11 protein-coding genes are annotated in these 14,345 nt (G+C 45.8%); 7 read left to right on the forward strand and 4 right to left on the reverse strand.

Going from position 1 to position 14,345, the window contains the following annotated elements; translation table 11 throughout:
- Positions 1-19: 19 nt before the first annotated feature.
- Positions 20-1,411, reverse strand: a complete 1,392-nt coding sequence (locus RH45_RS04905; RefSeq protein WP_008074448.1) for an HlyD family type I secretion periplasmic adaptor subunit — start codon at positions 1,409-1,411, stop codon at positions 20-22.
- Between the two features lie 212 nt (positions 1,412-1,623).
- Between RH45_RS04905 and pdxH the strand changes: the two genes are divergently transcribed.
- Positions 1,624-2,259: a pyridoxamine 5'-phosphate oxidase gene (gene pdxH, locus RH45_RS04910; RefSeq protein ID WP_008074449.1), complete on the forward strand. Its 636-nt coding sequence runs from the start codon at positions 1,624-1,626 to the stop codon at positions 2,257-2,259.
- A gap of 113 nt (positions 2,260-2,372) precedes the next feature.
- On the opposite strand, the gene RH45_RS04915 is transcribed toward pdxH, so the two are convergent.
- Positions 2,373-4,202 carry an SUMF1/EgtB/PvdO family nonheme iron enzyme gene (locus tag RH45_RS04915; protein ID WP_008074450.1) on the reverse strand — a complete coding sequence of 610 codons (1,830 nt, stop codon included), beginning with the start codon at positions 4,200-4,202 and terminating at the stop codon, positions 2,373-2,375.
- 147 nt (positions 4,203-4,349) lie between these two features.
- The gene (locus tag RH45_RS04920; RefSeq protein WP_008074451.1) at positions 4,350-5,444 is read right to left on the reverse strand and encodes a PEGA domain-containing protein; all 1,095 of its coding nucleotides are present in this window, start codon (positions 5,442-5,444) and stop codon (positions 4,350-4,352) included.
- 509 nt (positions 5,445-5,953) lie between these two features.
- On the opposite strand from RH45_RS04920, the gene RH45_RS04925 reads away from it, so the two are divergent.
- The 6 genes from RH45_RS04925 to RH45_RS04950 all read left to right on the forward strand — a co-directional run bounded on the left by RH45_RS04925 (position 5,954) and on the right by RH45_RS04950 (position 13,376).
- Positions 5,954-6,769: an AraC family transcriptional regulator gene (locus RH45_RS04925; protein ID WP_008074452.1), complete on the forward strand. Its 816-nt coding sequence runs from the start codon at positions 5,954-5,956 to the stop codon at positions 6,767-6,769.
- 187 nt (positions 6,770-6,956) lie between these two features.
- Entirely contained in the window at positions 6,957-10,076 is a 3,120-nt protein-coding gene (gene putA, locus RH45_RS04930; protein ID WP_008074454.1) for a bifunctional proline dehydrogenase/L-glutamate gamma-semialdehyde dehydrogenase PutA, read from the forward strand.
- A gap of 20 nt (positions 10,077-10,096) precedes the next feature.
- Positions 10,097-10,795 carry a hypothetical protein gene (locus RH45_RS04935; protein ID WP_008074456.1) on the forward strand — a complete coding sequence of 233 codons (699 nt, stop codon included), beginning with the start codon at positions 10,097-10,099 and terminating at the stop codon, positions 10,793-10,795.
- A gap of 89 nt (positions 10,796-10,884) precedes the next feature.
- Positions 10,885-12,372, forward strand: coding sequence for a sodium/proline symporter PutP (gene putP / locus RH45_RS04940; RefSeq protein ID WP_008074457.1), 1,488 nt, complete (start codon positions 10,885-10,887; stop codon positions 12,370-12,372).
- A 176-nt stretch (positions 12,373-12,548) separates the two neighbouring features.
- Positions 12,549-12,779, forward strand: coding sequence for a hypothetical protein (locus RH45_RS04945; RefSeq protein ID WP_008074458.1), 231 nt, complete (start codon positions 12,549-12,551; stop codon positions 12,777-12,779).
- A 120-nt stretch (positions 12,780-12,899) separates the two neighbouring features.
- Complete coding sequence (locus RH45_RS04950) at positions 12,900-13,376, forward strand: Lrp/AsnC family transcriptional regulator (RefSeq protein ID WP_008074459.1); 477 nt, start codon at positions 12,900-12,902, stop codon at positions 13,374-13,376.
- A gap of 47 nt (positions 13,377-13,423) precedes the next feature.
- On the opposite strand, the gene RH45_RS04955 is transcribed toward RH45_RS04950, so the two are convergent.
- Positions 13,424-14,128: a hypothetical protein gene (locus tag RH45_RS04955; RefSeq protein ID WP_008074460.1), complete on the reverse strand. Its 705-nt coding sequence runs from the start codon at positions 14,126-14,128 to the stop codon at positions 13,424-13,426.
- Between the last annotated feature and the right edge of the window lie 217 nt (positions 14,129-14,345).

Here is a 14,345-nt window from a genome sequence, read left to right on the forward strand (position 1 = left end):
GTGATCATCGCGATGGGTTTTACTCCTTCAAAGCGTTGTTTTTTGCACCCAATATTGGCTTCATCAGGTATTCCATCACAGTACGCTTGCCCGTGATAATGTCTACCGAAGCGGTCATACCAGGAATGATTGGCAGCGAACTGTCTTTGTTTAAGCTGGTTTCTTTGGTACGCACTCGAACGAGATAAAAGCTGTTGCCCTCTTCGTCAGTGGTGGTATCGGCACTGATGTGCTCAAGAGTGCCCTCTAAACCGCCGTACTTGGTGAAGTCATAAGCGCTGAACTTAACGATGGTCGGCAAATCCGGGCGTAAAAAGGCGATGTCTTGCGGTGCGATTTTGGCCTCGACAAGTAAGGTATCCTCGCTTGGTACTATCTCGACAATATCCATACCCGGCTGGATAACACCGCCCACGGTATTGATGTTAAGCGTTTTAACTGTACCAGTCACTGGGGACGTCACCACGGTGCGGTTTACTCGGTCCTCCAAGCCAACAGCAGACTCAGTCATTGCTGAGAGCTTGTCTTGAGCCTCGTTGAGTTTCTCTTGTTGTTCAGAACGGAATTTCTGCGCGACATCGATGCGGCTTAACATGGCTTCACGAATCGCCGATCTTAATACGGGTACTTTCAATTCGCTGGATGTCAGTTCACGACGGGTATCGTTGACTTGGCGTTGCAGTTTGAGAAGTTCGATCTGCGGAACGACACCTTCGTCGGCAAGTGGCTTGGTGATATCAAGCTCTTTTCTGGCAAAGTTGTAGCTGTCACGTAAGTTGCGGACACGCGCTTGAATCTCGACCAGATCTTGCTGCTTCTGTTTTACTTGCTGGTCGATTACTGAGATTTGGTTTCTTAGCTTATTCAGATCTTGGCGGTATTCCGCGCGTTGGCGTTCGACCAGTCGCGGTTTTAACTCACTTAATTGAGGGGGAAAGGCGAGTTTATTAAAATCGATTAGGACGTTGTTTTGCCAGTTTTTATTATCAAATTCCTCGTTGATCTCCACACTGGTAATCGAAGCGGAAAGCTGCATAACACTGGCGGTAAGGTTAGCAACTTGCTGCTCTCGTTCGCGAAAGTCCGAACGAAAACGGGTGTCGTCAATCAGTAAAAGCTGCTGACCTTTCTCTACCTTTTGACCTTCTTGGACCAAAATGTCTTTAATTAGGCCGCCCTCTAAGTTTTGCACGACTTGGATTTGTGAAGACGGAACCACTTTGCCTTGGCCTACTGTGACTTTGTCGATTTGTGCCCAAGAAGCCCAAACCCCAGCCAAGATAAAAAAGATCACCATAATCCACAGCATGATACGCGCGCTATTTGGCGTATTCAGTAGTAATGCTGCAGTTTTGTCATCGACATAATCTAGCTCAGTAGGAGTAAGCTTGTCATAACTGCTCTTACTCATTGATGATCCTTGTATATAGAAGTTATTTTATTGATTTTATTACTGTCAGGCGAAAATGTTAAGAATTTGCAGCAATAAAGGCTATTTTGAGTCCTTCAATAATATTAGTAAAGTAGCTCATAGATTGAGTGTAGCGTTTGTAACACTCTTCATACTTGAGTTCTATTCAAATAGAGCGCACAATCAGCTAAAAAATTTCGTCAGGAGATAAGATGGAACTTGAAGATATCCGCCGCGAGTACACCAAAGGTGGTCTGAGAAGAAAAGATTTGCTTGCTGACCCAATAGCGCAGTTTGATGTTTGGTTGCAACAAGCAATTAAGGCGAAAATGACTGACCCTACAGCGATGACTGTTGCGACCGTGGACGAAAGTGGCCAGCCTTTCCAGCGTATTGTGTTGCTTAAACACGTCGATGAGCAAGGATTTGTCTTCTATACCAATCTAGGCAGCCGTAAAGCAGAGCAGATCGGCGTTAATAGCAAAGTCAGCCTTCATTTCCCATGGCACCCATTAGAGCGTCAGGTTCATATTACTGGCGTGGCAGAAAAGCTGTCCGTGGTTGAAAACATGAAATACTTCTCTTCTCGTCCTAAAGAGAGTCAATTAGCGGCGATTGCGAGTAAGCAAAGTAGCCGAATTTCTGCACGTGGCGTCCTTGAGGGTAAGTTCCTTGAACTAAAGCAGAAGTTTGAAAAAGGTGAGGTCCCGGTTCCTAGCTTTTGGGGTGGTTTTCGAATCAAGCCAACTTCGATTGAGTTTTGGCAAGGAGGAGAGCACCGCCTGCACGATCGATTCCTATTCTCCAAAGAGCAAGAAGCTTGGCACATTGACCGCCTAGCGCCATAACCCAGATAACCAATACGCCGCTTTATGCGGCGTATTGACTATTTAGTCCTAGCAAAGAAAAAGGGGGCAAGCCCCCTATAATCAATACTCTCTTTAGTTACTCAGCTTGAAGGCTAATTCAGTTCGCGAACCACTCGGAAGCCGAGATAGTTAGAGGCGGCAAATGTCGACAAAATGAGTTGTTGATCGGCTGCGGCCATATCTGGAGAGAAGTTCCAGGCTCCGCCTTTTGCAACACCGCTTGAACCATTCGTCCATTGCCACACGTTACCGACCGCATCGTACATGCCGAGTTTGTTTGGTGCGAACGCACTGACTGGCGCAGTACTGACGTTAGACCAAGGCGTGCCGCTCCAACCGGTATTGGCTTTGCCAGTTTTGAATGAGTTGCCCCACCAGTATTTGTTTTGGCTACCCGCGCGAGCCGCAATTTCCCACTCTTGAGCGGTTGGCAGGCGGTATTTAGCGCCTGTTTGTCGACTGAGCCATTTTGCGTAAGCTTTGGCATCATTTTGGCTAACACAAACGACAGGTGAGTTTGGATACTGTTTGAAACCTGGTTTTTGCCAGCTGCTTTTAGACATTGGTGTGACTTCGCCGTCAATCAAAGCAGTACAGGTATTTTTAAGTTCGGCGTCAGTTTGATACTTTGTCTGTTCGATAAAGGTTCGGAACTGGCTGACCGTAACAGGAGTGGCGCCGATACCGAAAGCATGATCAAGGTTAACTGACTCTGAGGCGTTTTGACCTATCTTATATTGGCCCTTCAAAACAGTAATCATTTCAGGCGCTTTGCTGCCGTTAGATAGCGAATCTGCAAATTTGTCACCTGAACGAGGCTTATTGGTACGCTCTTTGAGTTGGGCGCGAACAGAGTAGTCAGATTTTACGACAACGCTCTTGCTGAAAGGGTAATAGCCATCTTTTTCGACTAAAATTGTATGCTCGCCGATAGGTAACATCACTTCTACAGGCGTTGAGCCGTAAGAAACGCCGTCGATAAGAACGCGATCGTCGTAGAGGTTTGAGCCAACGGTTACATTCACCCATGCCACCTCTTGTTGAAGGGCTGGTGACTCGCCATTGTGTCTACCACCACGAGTTAAGCAGTATTGCTTGTCTAAGTTCAGAAGACGACAAGCAGTGGTGCGATCAGGACGTGATTCCAAATCTACATCCATCAAGCTACGGTAACGCATACCGTCGTAGAAACCGCTTTCTAGGGTTTGATGGTCTATAACGTGGATGCTAATCGATGCTCTGTGAAGGTTCGTTTTGACAACGTTAGATTCTGAAAGTTGATCAATCAGAGATAAACGAAACTCTTTGACCGCTTTTTGCAAAGCAAGCTCTTTGGTTTGATTTTCACATTGCGCCAAGGTCATTGAGTCGGCACAGCGATTGGTAAAGCTCACTGAGATTTTCTTGTTTTGGTTAAGCTCTTGGGTCAAACGCTCAGCTCGTGCGCTGTATTTAGCCGTCTCGAGATTTTCAATTAAACGGCGAATCGTTTTGATTTCAGCGCGTTTAGTATCAAGATCGGCTTGCAGTTCGGATAAACGATGTTCCGCTGCTAGTGTTTGCTCTTGGTTGTTCTTAACCGCCTGCCAGGCATCTTGATAGGCCGCTTGAGAAGTCGCGATATCGATATTCGGATCGTTAATCATCCGTTCATAATCACGTTTAAGCTTAGCTTTAGAGTCTTCGAATCCTTTTGCGAGCGTTTTCGCTTCTGATCTTAGGCGAGTAATCTCACTTTGTTGCTCGTTAACTAGGGCTTGTTGTCCATCCCTGAACTGCTCAAAAGTCACCAACTCCGAATGCTTGGTAAATATCTGGTCATCGATTTCCATCAATGATTGTGGCGCTTCTTGTGCTACAGCATACGACGCCATCAAGGTCGGAGATAATGCTAGCAAAAGGGTCGATAAACCGAATCGCATTGTCTTTCTTCTACATCCAAAAAATTGAGTTAATTGGCTCATTCTAAACGAAAACGCCACCTTGATCTCAAATTATCATTAGATAACGTAGAATCAAAGTGGCGTTTTTATTCATCTTTGTGAATTGTGTTGGTCTTTTAGTCAATATCACCCGTTTGGACGAAGTTTTACCCACACCGTGTCATTAGAGTTAATGGTGATGATGCGGTTGTAAGACTGGAAGCCATTTTTCGATACGGTAACCTGGTGTTGACCTTTTGGTAGGACAACTTCGACTGGAGTACTACCGTAGCTGATACCATTGATCGTCACTGCATCATCGTATTGGTCTGAACGCACGGTCACGTTGACCCAGCTTTTATCAATCTTCTTATCTTTCTTTTTCACACTCTTCAGACAGTAGCGATTCGACACATTCAACAATTGACATGCTGCGGCCTTATCTGGGCGAGCGCGTAACTGCGCTTGAATCTGGGTAAAGTACTGATTAGATCCTTCGAAGCTTGAACGCACAATCTGAGATTCTTGAACTATCACGTTAAGTTGAACGTCTTTCGCATTTTGCTTAGCAACGTGTGACTCTGTGACATTGTCAAGTAACTGAGATTTAAAGATTTTTACCGCTTTCTGCTTGGTTAGGTATTGGCCTTGATTAGAACACTCACCCAAGGTCATGGTCGCAGAACAGGTGGTGGTGTAGCTGGTCTCAAGTACGCTGCTATCTCGAAGTTCACGGTTTAAGCGTTTGACGCGTGCATCAACCTTTTGCTCCTTCAGGTAAGAGAACTCAGATTTCAGTCTTGCCTGTTTCTGTTTCACGGAGGCAACACGCATTTCGCTTTCAGTGATCGCTTGTTTGTTTTCCAACAAGGCTTTTTGTGTCTCTTTGACGGATGCCCAAGATTGACGGTAATCATTTTGATAGGAGGCAAGGTCTAGCTCTGGATCTTCTAAAAGACGAGTATATTGGGTATCCAAAGCGGCTTTCGCACGGTCACGCTTAGCCATCAACTCCTGCTCACTGCGTTGCAGGCGATTATATTCACTCTGAAGCTGTTGGAGTTGTTCTGCTTCTGCGCTGTACTCAGTAGACATCGAATCCAGCTCAGATTGCTTATGTTTAATTTTACTTTCGATTGCGGTAACAGGGTCTGACGAGGCAGATTCTTCCGCAAGTGTAGAAGTCGAAACCCAAAAAGGGGTTAGCGCTAACAATAGCGCTGGGATGCGACGTTTGTTCATAAGTCCCTGCAACAAAAATGTTTAATTCATTAACTCTCAAAAAATCGAACGATACTCACTGGCCTATAAGGGATAGACAACCACAGCCAAAATCCGAACGATGATCAAGACAAACCAATGACACTCCTTTGTGCGTTTGCCTTTAAGAGAGTTTGATTTCGTCCTATCTAGCCACGCGTGGCTAAACTCAGCCTGAGATTCTACCACAAGTTTTAAGAAAATCAGGAGTGTGCACAGGCCATTCTGTGCGTATTGACGAAATATTCAAGTGACAAATACCAATCTGTATCCATCTTTGCTCTAGAAGTGACATTGACCGTAAATTATGTGCACTTGATCATTCTTCCGGGGGAAGTCATTAACAATATTTAACCTCTAAGTAACGGAGAACGAACGAGAAATTGCACCAAAGGATATGCAATGGGTTGGTTTTAGCTTAGAGAGCTTTCGACAAATGATAGTTTTGTTATACCATTTGACTTAATCACACTCCTATTGCTTGGGTTTATATGACTCCTCCTCTAAAGCCGTTAATTACGCCAGAAGCCGCTAATGTACGCCGTCCAAAACCGGCTGAGCTAGTGACGCTTCCTTCCTACATGGACTGTCATGATCACAGTTATACTCAGATAGTGATCGGTCTAAAAGGGCAGGCGGAGTTTGAAGTGAATGGTTATGGAAACTTTGTTGGTCCAGGTCAAGGATGTGTTGTGACCTCGGGATCTGGTCATGCCTTTGGCGGTGTGGTTGATCAGTCTGACATCCTAGTACTTAACATGCCAGTAGCCAGCGACGATGATCCATTAATGCTCAAGAAACTTAATGAGCTTAATCGCCAAGATACCTATTTTCAGCTTGATGGGCAGATCCAAAAGCTGATTCAAATGTTGGTTGCGGAAATGCAATCAAGTCCAGAAGATTTACTCTTGAGCCGAGCGTGTAACGATACGGTTATTGCGCTGCTGCATCGCCATATGTCTGCGTTTGAAACCTTACGTAAAGAGTCTCGCTTCGATTTGGATGCGATCGATCGATACATAGAGCAGAATCTTAGCCACAAGATCAGCGTAGCTCAGCTCGCAGGCAGTGTGTTTCTTGGAGAGAGTCAGTTTCATAATCTGTTTAAAGAGCAAATGGGCATCACCCCTCACCAATACGTGCTCGGCAAGCGAATCGATATGGCGAAACAGTTGATTGCTCAGGGCAATCTGTCGCTTGGGCAAGTCGCCGAGCTAACAGGCTTCTCGGGTCAAAGCACTTTCACGCATACGTTTTCACGTCTACAAGGGATTTCACCCTCCGCATATAAGAAAAGAATTGGTTAAATCTGCAAATATAAACCGAATATAATATTGCTTATTTTGATGTGACTCTGTATTTGTTTTGTTAAAAAACAGAGTTTTTAGCAAAAAGCTCGGAGTTTTTGACAAGTATTCCTCACGCGCTCAAAATACACTGCATGCCATTGTAGGAAACCTGCACGATTGTCAGGTGTGAGATTGAGGAAAACGCATGTTTACAGCAACTGATGTGTTGAATGCTGAGTTCGTTGAGCAACCGCTCGATAAACTTTGGTCACTGATCTCGCCACTATATATGGTGGACGAATCACAATGGCTAGAACAACTGTTGCCTTTGGCGATGCCAACTGACGCTGAGAAAGCGCAAATTACCAATAAAACCACAGAGCTAATTGAAGCGATTCGCGCGGATAAGAAGTCGATCCAAATGATTGATGCCTTGCTGCTTGAGTACAGCTTAGATACGCAAGAAGGGATTTTATTGATGTGTCTGGCGGAAGCCTTGATGCGTATTCCTGACTCAGCGACTGCGGACGCTTTGATCCGCGATAAGCTTAGTGTTGCTGACTGGAAGTCCCACCTGAAAAATTCAGATTCTGTGTTTGTTAACGCCTCGACATGGGGATTGATGTTAACCGGTAAGGTGGTCGGTCTATCTGAAGAGGAATCACAAAGCCCGGTGAGTGCAGTTAATCGCTTGGTGAATAAGATGTCAGAGCCAGTGATTCGTAAAGCGATGCACCAAGCGATGAAGGTGATGGGCCACCAATTCGTATTGGGTCGCAGTATTGCTGAAGCACAGAAAAATGGTCGTTCAAACCGCGATAACGGCTTTACTTACTCTTATGACATGCTGGGTGAAGCTGCACTGACCACGGCAGACGCCAATAAGTACTTTAAAGATTACTTAATGGCGATTGAAGCGGTCGGCCGAGACACTTATGGTCTTGATACTAGCCCTGCGCCATCGGTATCCATCAAGCTTTCTGCACTTCACCCGCGTTATGAAGTAGCAAATGAAGAGCGTGTGCTTACCGAGCTTCACGATACGCTACTGCAGCTTTTACGTCGCGCAGTCGAGTTAGATGTAGCCATTACGATTGATGCTGAAGAAGCGGATCGCCTAGAGCTATCCTTGAAACTGTTTGAAAAAGTTTACCGCAACGAACTAGTGAAGGGCTGGGGTAAGTTTGGTCTGGTTGTTCAAGCGTACTCAAAACGTGCGCTACCGGTATTGGTTTGGTTGAACGGTTTGGCGAAACAGCAAGGGGACCTGATCCCGTTGCGTTTGGTAAAAGGGGCTTACTGGGATAGCGAAATAAAGTGGTCACAGCAAGCGGGCTACGACAACTACCCTGTATACACGCGTAAAGAAGCAACCGATGTTGCTTATCTGGCCTGCGCGAAATTCCTTTTGAGTGACAACGTACGCGGCAATATTTTCCCTCAATTTGCTAGCCATAATGCCCAAACGGTAACCTCGATTGCGGTAATGGCGCAGCACAAAGATTACGAATTCCAACGTCTACACGGCATGGGTGATTCTCTCTACAATCACGCGAAAGCGGCTTATGACCAATCTGTTCGCATCTATGCACCTGTCGGCAGTCATAAAGATTTGCTGCCATACCTTGTGCGTCGTTTACTAGAAAATGGTGCGAATAGCTCATTTGTCCATCGCTTGGTTGATGCTCGTTGCCCGGTTGAAACGCTGACTCAGCACCCAGTAGATATGCTCAAAGCTTTCGATACGCTTAACAACACGCAAATCCCATTGCCGCCAGCGGTGTTCCCAGAGCGTAAGAATGCGCTGGGTGTCAATATTGATATCGAGAGCGAAGCAAAGCCATTTGAAGCTGAGGTTGAACGTTTCCTTGATAAGCAATGGCAAGCGGCGCCGATCATTAATGGGCACGATTATGCCGAAAGCATGATCAAGGAAAACGTCAATGTAGAAACCGTTAAAGCGCCTTATGACCGCCGTATCGAAGTTGGACAGATTGCTTTTGCTACCCTTGATCATGTTTCCGAAGCGATTGAAGGCGCGCAAAGCGCATTCGCATCTTGGCAGGCGACCCCCGCTGTAGAGAGAGGTGAAAAGCTTGAAGCCTTAGCCGATTTATTAGAGACCCATTTGGCTGAGCTAGTAGCGATTTGCCACCTTGAAGCAGGTAAAACCATTCACGATAGTATCGACGAAGTGCGTGAGGCGGTTGATTTCTGTCGCTATTACGCGAAGCAAGTCAATGCGCTAGGTGAGTTGTCTATCACTGGTTTTGATGGTGAAACACGCCGTGTTGCTCGTCAAGGCCGTGGTGTGTTCGTTTGTATCAGCCCTTGGAACTTCCCACTGGCGATTTTCCTTGGTCAGGTGACCGCAGCCTTGGTAGCGGGCAACACGGTAGTCGCTAAGCCTGCAGAGCAAACCAGCTTGATTGCTGCGCGCGCTATTGAGTTGATGTCACAAGCTGGCTTCCCGGCAGGTACTGTTCAGTTATTGCCAGGTCGCGGAGCTGAAATTGGCTCGGCGTTGACTTCTCATCCTGCCATCGCTGGTGTTGCCTTTACCGGTTCAACGGCTACTGCTCAGCGAATCAATCAAACGCTAGCCGAACGTGATGCTGCACCTGTTCCGTTTATCGCCGAGACCGGCGGTCAGAATGCGATGATCGTCGACAGTACCGCGTTACCAGAGCAAGTGGTACGTGATGTCATTCGTTCAGCATTCGCGTCTGCAGGTCAGCGCTGTAGTGCTCTTCGTGTTCTCTACGTTCAGGAAGACATCGCGGATCGCATTGTTGCGCTCATCCAAGGTGCAATGCAGGAATTATCCGTTGGTAAACCATATCTTCATTCAACCGATGTCGGCCCTGTGATTGACGCGGGTGCGAAAGCGAAGCTGATGAAGCACATTGAGTTGATGACAGAGACTGAGAAAAAAGTCGCGCAACTGCCATTAACAGAAGAACATGAACATGGCGATTTTGTTGCGCCATCGGCATTTGAGATCCGAGATATCTCTTGTTTGAAAGAAGAGCAGTTTGGTCCAATCCTGCACATTGTTCGTTTTAAAGCGAGTGAATTGCACCAGATTGTTGATCAAATCAACCAGACAGGGTTTGGCTTGACCATGGGTATTCATAGTCGCAACGAGACAACCTACCGTTGGATTGAGAAACATGCTCGAGTAGGTAACTGCTACATCAACCGTGACCAAGTCGGCGCGGTGGTCGGTGTACAACCATTTGGCGGCCAAGGCTTGTCTGGTACAGGCCCTAAAGCGGGTGGTCCACACTACCTATTCCGTTTTACTCAAACACAATTTTCTTAAGCCAGAGCAGGAGATTGACCATGGTTCATCAAGTAACTCGTTTTTCTGACGCTTTTTCAGCTTGGGAAAACTGGAATCTAACCAATTTTGATTCAAAAAGTGAGTGTTTACTAGCATTCAAACAATCACTTCAACAGGCAAAGCCAGAGCTAGCTGCAGTGGTGTCATACCATAATGAGCAAGCCTCTGCGCTGTTGGCTGAAACCCACCAACTGGTCGGTCCGACAGGTGAAACCAACGAGCTCTATACCGCAGGACGCGGTGTCGCCGTTGTGATTCAAGACGACGACTCACAAAGTGGGAACAATGCTGTTGTTGCTCAAGTAACCGCAGCACTAATTGCAGGGAACAGTGTCATCTTATGCAGTGATGACAAGGAACTTTGCAAACAACTTGAAGCTGCGTACACGCAGTCTTCACTGCCTACAAACCTAGTACAGTTTGCCTCATTAGATGCTTATCATCAGCTGCTGGAGTCAGATGTACGTAGTGTGGGATATGTAGGCAACACTGAGGTGGAACGTAGTATCAACCGTCAGTTAGCGAAACGTGACGGGGCGATTGTCGGTCTCGTTTCGGAAACGGATCTCGTGGCAACACCCGTTGCGCATGATCCACATTTATCGCTTCGCTTTATTACTGAGCGAACGAGAACAATAAATATAACAGCAGTGGGTGGTAACGCGACCTTGCTTGAGCTGGGAAGCGAAGCCCACTAATCCTTTTCTGTGTTCGCCCCTATCACTATTAAACAATTACAGATAGGGGCATTTAGGGAAGGCGATCTTTTACAAAGAGGACAAATCACATGGAAAATAGCTTTGCTATTACTACCACGTTTATTGCGTATCTAATTTTGATGCTGGCAATAGGCGTTATTGCATACCAACGAACGAAAAACTCGTCAGACTACTTTTTGGGTGGCCGTTCACTAGGTCCTTGGCCTGCAGCCCTGTCTGCGGGTGCATCAGATATGAGTGGCTGGTTGCTACTTGGTTTGCCGGGCTATGCGTATGCAGCAGGTATTGAAGCATTTTGGCTAGCGGGTGGTCTATTGGTCGGTACTTGGTTGAACTGGCTAATTAACGCGAAGCGTCTACGTACTTATTCAATTACGACAGATGCACTGACTCTACCTGAGTTTCTTTCGCGTCGCTTCAATGACAAATCGAAGATGATTCAAGTAATTTCTGCTTTCTTCATTCTTTTATTCTTCCTTTTCTACACAAGTTCAGGCTTGGTAGCTGGTGGTAAGTTATTTGAGACAGTATTTGGTTTGGATTACACCACGGCGGTTGTCATTGGTACGGTATGTGTCGTTTCATACACTCTATTTGGTGGCTTCCTAGCGGTATCTTGGACTGACTTAGTTCAAGGCCTGCTGATGTCAGCGGCACTACTGATTGTGCCTATCGCAGCAATGGAAGGTGGGTTTAGCGATCTTAGCGGTCAGCTAGAGAGCATCAACCCTGAACTATTAACGCTATGGAATGACTCAAAAGGTGAGCCGCTTTCTGCCATTGCGATCATTTCACTTGTCGCATGGGGTCTAGGCTACTTTGGTCAGCCACATATCTTGGCACGTTTCAAAGCAACACGTTCAAACAAAGACTTGACGACCGCTCGTCGTATTGCTGTGGTATGGACCGCGTTGTCTATGCTTGGTGCGATGTTAGTTGGTATTGTTGGCCTTATTTACGTGAACAATTCAGGTGTATCGGTAGACGACGGTGAGAAGATCTTTATGCTTCTGGTTAATGCGCTGTTCCACCCTGTGATCGCGGGTATTCTACTGGCTGCGATCTTAGCAGCGGTAATGAGTACAGCCGATTCACAGCTACTGGTTTCTTCGTCTGCTCTTGCGGAAGACTTCTACAAGCAAGTGTTTAAGCAAGACGCGTCGTCTGAAGAGATCGTAATGGTTGGTCGAGTGGCGGTTGTAGGCATTTCAATTGTTGCTCTCGTACTGGCAATGACACCCGATAGCTCTGTTTTAGGTCTGGTTTCTTATGCTTGGGCTGGATTTGGTGCTGCCTTTGGTCCTGCGCTTATCCTTAGCTTGTACTGGGCTCGCATGAACCGTAATGGTGCTTTAGCGGGTATTCTGGTTGGTGGTATTACCATCGTAGTATGGAAGCAGCTGAGTGGCGGTTGGTTTGATGTGTACGAAATCGTACCGGGTATCATTTTCTCAACCCTATCTATTATTGTTGTTAGCCTACTAACAGGTGAGCCTGAAGAATCTGTGAAAGCGCAACACGCGAAGTTTGAGAAGCAATTGGTTGAACTAGACTAATTAGTTTCCTGTTAATAAAAGCCCTTGAAACCCAAAAGTTTCAGGGGCTTTTTTATTTTCTGGTTAATAATTGAACTCGGCTCACAAAATGAGCACTAAAGTTTGAGCGATGGGAACCAAGGGCTTACAAATATGTCCACTATCAATAGCCACACTATGTTCAGGGAGAGTTCGAAATGCCACAGGTTTACTGCCATTGCTGCGATAAAGTGACAGCACACAAGATTGTGATGAAACGATGTGAAGAAGATCATCAGTCAATGGTAAAAAGTCTGGCATGTTTTTTTGCCACGGTATTTCAAGGGGCTCACTACATGAAGATGGAAAAACAGTGCATTTGTCGTGTATGTAACACCCAAGCAGAACTCGATACCTCGACGGGGTTCGATGGTGCAAAAGTAGCCTAATTTTTAGCTTCGGTGACCCAGTCACTAATTTTATTGATAGACGCAATTTGCCTCTAGTGGTCGCTAGTGGCTTTGGCTTATTATAAGTGGAAATAAAACGAATAATAATGAGCTGTATAAATGGACTTAGACCGAATCGATCGTGAAATCCTACGCACGTTGAATCTTAAGGGCCGAATGCCCGTTGTTGAGTTAGCAAAGCAAGTTAACTTAACCACTTCCCCTTGTTCTGATCGCGTTAAACGCCTTGAAAAAGAGGGCTATATTAAAGGCTATCATGCTGAACTCAATCCGGAAAAACTCGGTTTGGATGTTCAAGTTTTTATCCATATTCGCCTCGATCAAACCAGCTTCTCTATTTTTGAAAAGTTCGCTGAAGCCGTCTCTGACATGCCGGAGATCGAAGAGTGTTACTCGCTTTCCGGAGACTTCGACACCATGATTAAGGTACGAGTAAAAGACATGAAAGCGTACCAAAATTTTATGTCGACCAAGCTGGGCACCTTACCTGGTGTCATTCAAACACGCAGTGAAGTTGTTATTGAAGAGCACAAGACCAGCTTCGGTGTGAATGCTGATTTGATTAGTAAGTTGTAAAAAAAGGGAAGCATTGGCTTCCCTTTTTAATCTGTTCATGGTGTTTTTTAAGCGATGAACGAAGACACGATGCCAATTAGGCCGCCAAAAATTCCCCCCCAAACGACCAACCATCCTAAATGCTCTTTGATCATTTTTTGCACCATCTCTTTGACCAGCTTTGGCGTCAGTTCATTGAGGCGCTGGTCAATAATGTTTTCAACGTTAGCACGGATCTCATCCATCATTGCAGGGGCTTCAAATTGCTCTTTTAGCGCGTCTTTAATCGTGTCACTTTGGCTAATGTCGACAATCGCTTGCTGCATTTTTTCGACGAACGGCTGTTTCATTGGCTCGAGTGCTTCTGTGCCTCCAAACATAGCCAGCATGCCGCCAAATTGAGAGTTAGCAATCACTTCAACTAATGAGTCAAAGGTTGGATTGAAATCAATCTTGGCAATGACCGGCTCTAAGTTGAGCGACTTGCCGCCAGCCATTTCTTTACTCAAAAATTTGTCGATGTTTTCTTGCGTGAAAAACTGCTCCATCATCAGGGTTTTAATGGCGGCTTTAAACTCTTCAAAACGTGATGGAATAACACCAGAGCCATATAACCCCGGTACTTTTTCAAACAGCATATGGATCGCGAGCCAGTTAGTGATGGCTCCAGAAAAAGCAAATAAGCCAGCGTAAAAAGCGATTTGGTTATCGGCTTGGTAACCGCCAGCCAATAGGGCAAGGGCGATAAGATTGGTTAATAAACTTTTGTTCATTTGCAATGCATCAGTCAAATGGATTGAAGGTGCGCAGTATATCTCAATCACTGTGATTCGCTAAGCCACAATACAGGGTAAGTGGCTGGCTTTTGGTCGCATTTAGTTATGTTTATGTTAAAAAACTGTGATCCACAGTGGTTTGATAGATAAGGGATTTTACATAGCGAGGTGGGCAGCGTAAGTTAAAAAATAGTTAACCAGTTGGAGGAACTGT

This window comes from Vibrio sinaloensis DSM 21326 (genome assembly GCF_000189275.1).
Lineage (GTDB): Bacteria > Pseudomonadota > Gammaproteobacteria > Enterobacterales > Vibrionaceae > Vibrio > Vibrio sinaloensis.

Coding starts and splice junctions, on each gene's coding strand:
- RH45_RS04935 (WP_008074456.1), top strand. CDS start 10,097: ATGGTTCATCAAGTAACTCGTTTTTCTGACGCTTTTTCAGCTTGGGAA.
- putA (WP_008074454.1), top strand. CDS start 6,957: ATGTTTACAGCAACTGATGTGTTGAATGCTGAGTTCGTTGAGCAACCG.
- RH45_RS04915 (WP_008074450.1), bottom strand. CDS start 4,202: ATGCGATTCGGTTTATCGACCCTTTTGCTAGCATTATCTCCGACCTTG.
- putP (WP_008074457.1), top strand. CDS start 10,885: ATGGAAAATAGCTTTGCTATTACTACCACGTTTATTGCGTATCTAATT.
- RH45_RS04905 (WP_008074448.1), bottom strand. CDS start 1,411: ATGAGTAAGAGCAGTTATGACAAGCTTACTCCTACTGAGCTAGATTAT.
- RH45_RS04950 (WP_008074459.1), top strand. CDS start 12,900: ATGGACTTAGACCGAATCGATCGTGAAATCCTACGCACGTTGAATCTT.
- RH45_RS04945 (WP_008074458.1), top strand. CDS start 12,549: ATGCCACAGGTTTACTGCCATTGCTGCGATAAAGTGACAGCACACAAG.
- pdxH (WP_008074449.1), top strand. CDS start 1,624: ATGGAACTTGAAGATATCCGCCGCGAGTACACCAAAGGTGGTCTGAGA.
- RH45_RS04955 (WP_008074460.1), bottom strand. CDS start 14,128: ATGAACAAAAGTTTATTAACCAATCTTATCGCCCTTGCCCTATTGGCT.
- RH45_RS04920 (WP_008074451.1), bottom strand. CDS start 5,444: ATGAACAAACGTCGCATCCCAGCGCTATTGTTAGCGCTAACCCCTTTT.
- RH45_RS04925 (WP_008074452.1), top strand. CDS start 5,954: ATGACTCCTCCTCTAAAGCCGTTAATTACGCCAGAAGCCGCTAATGTA.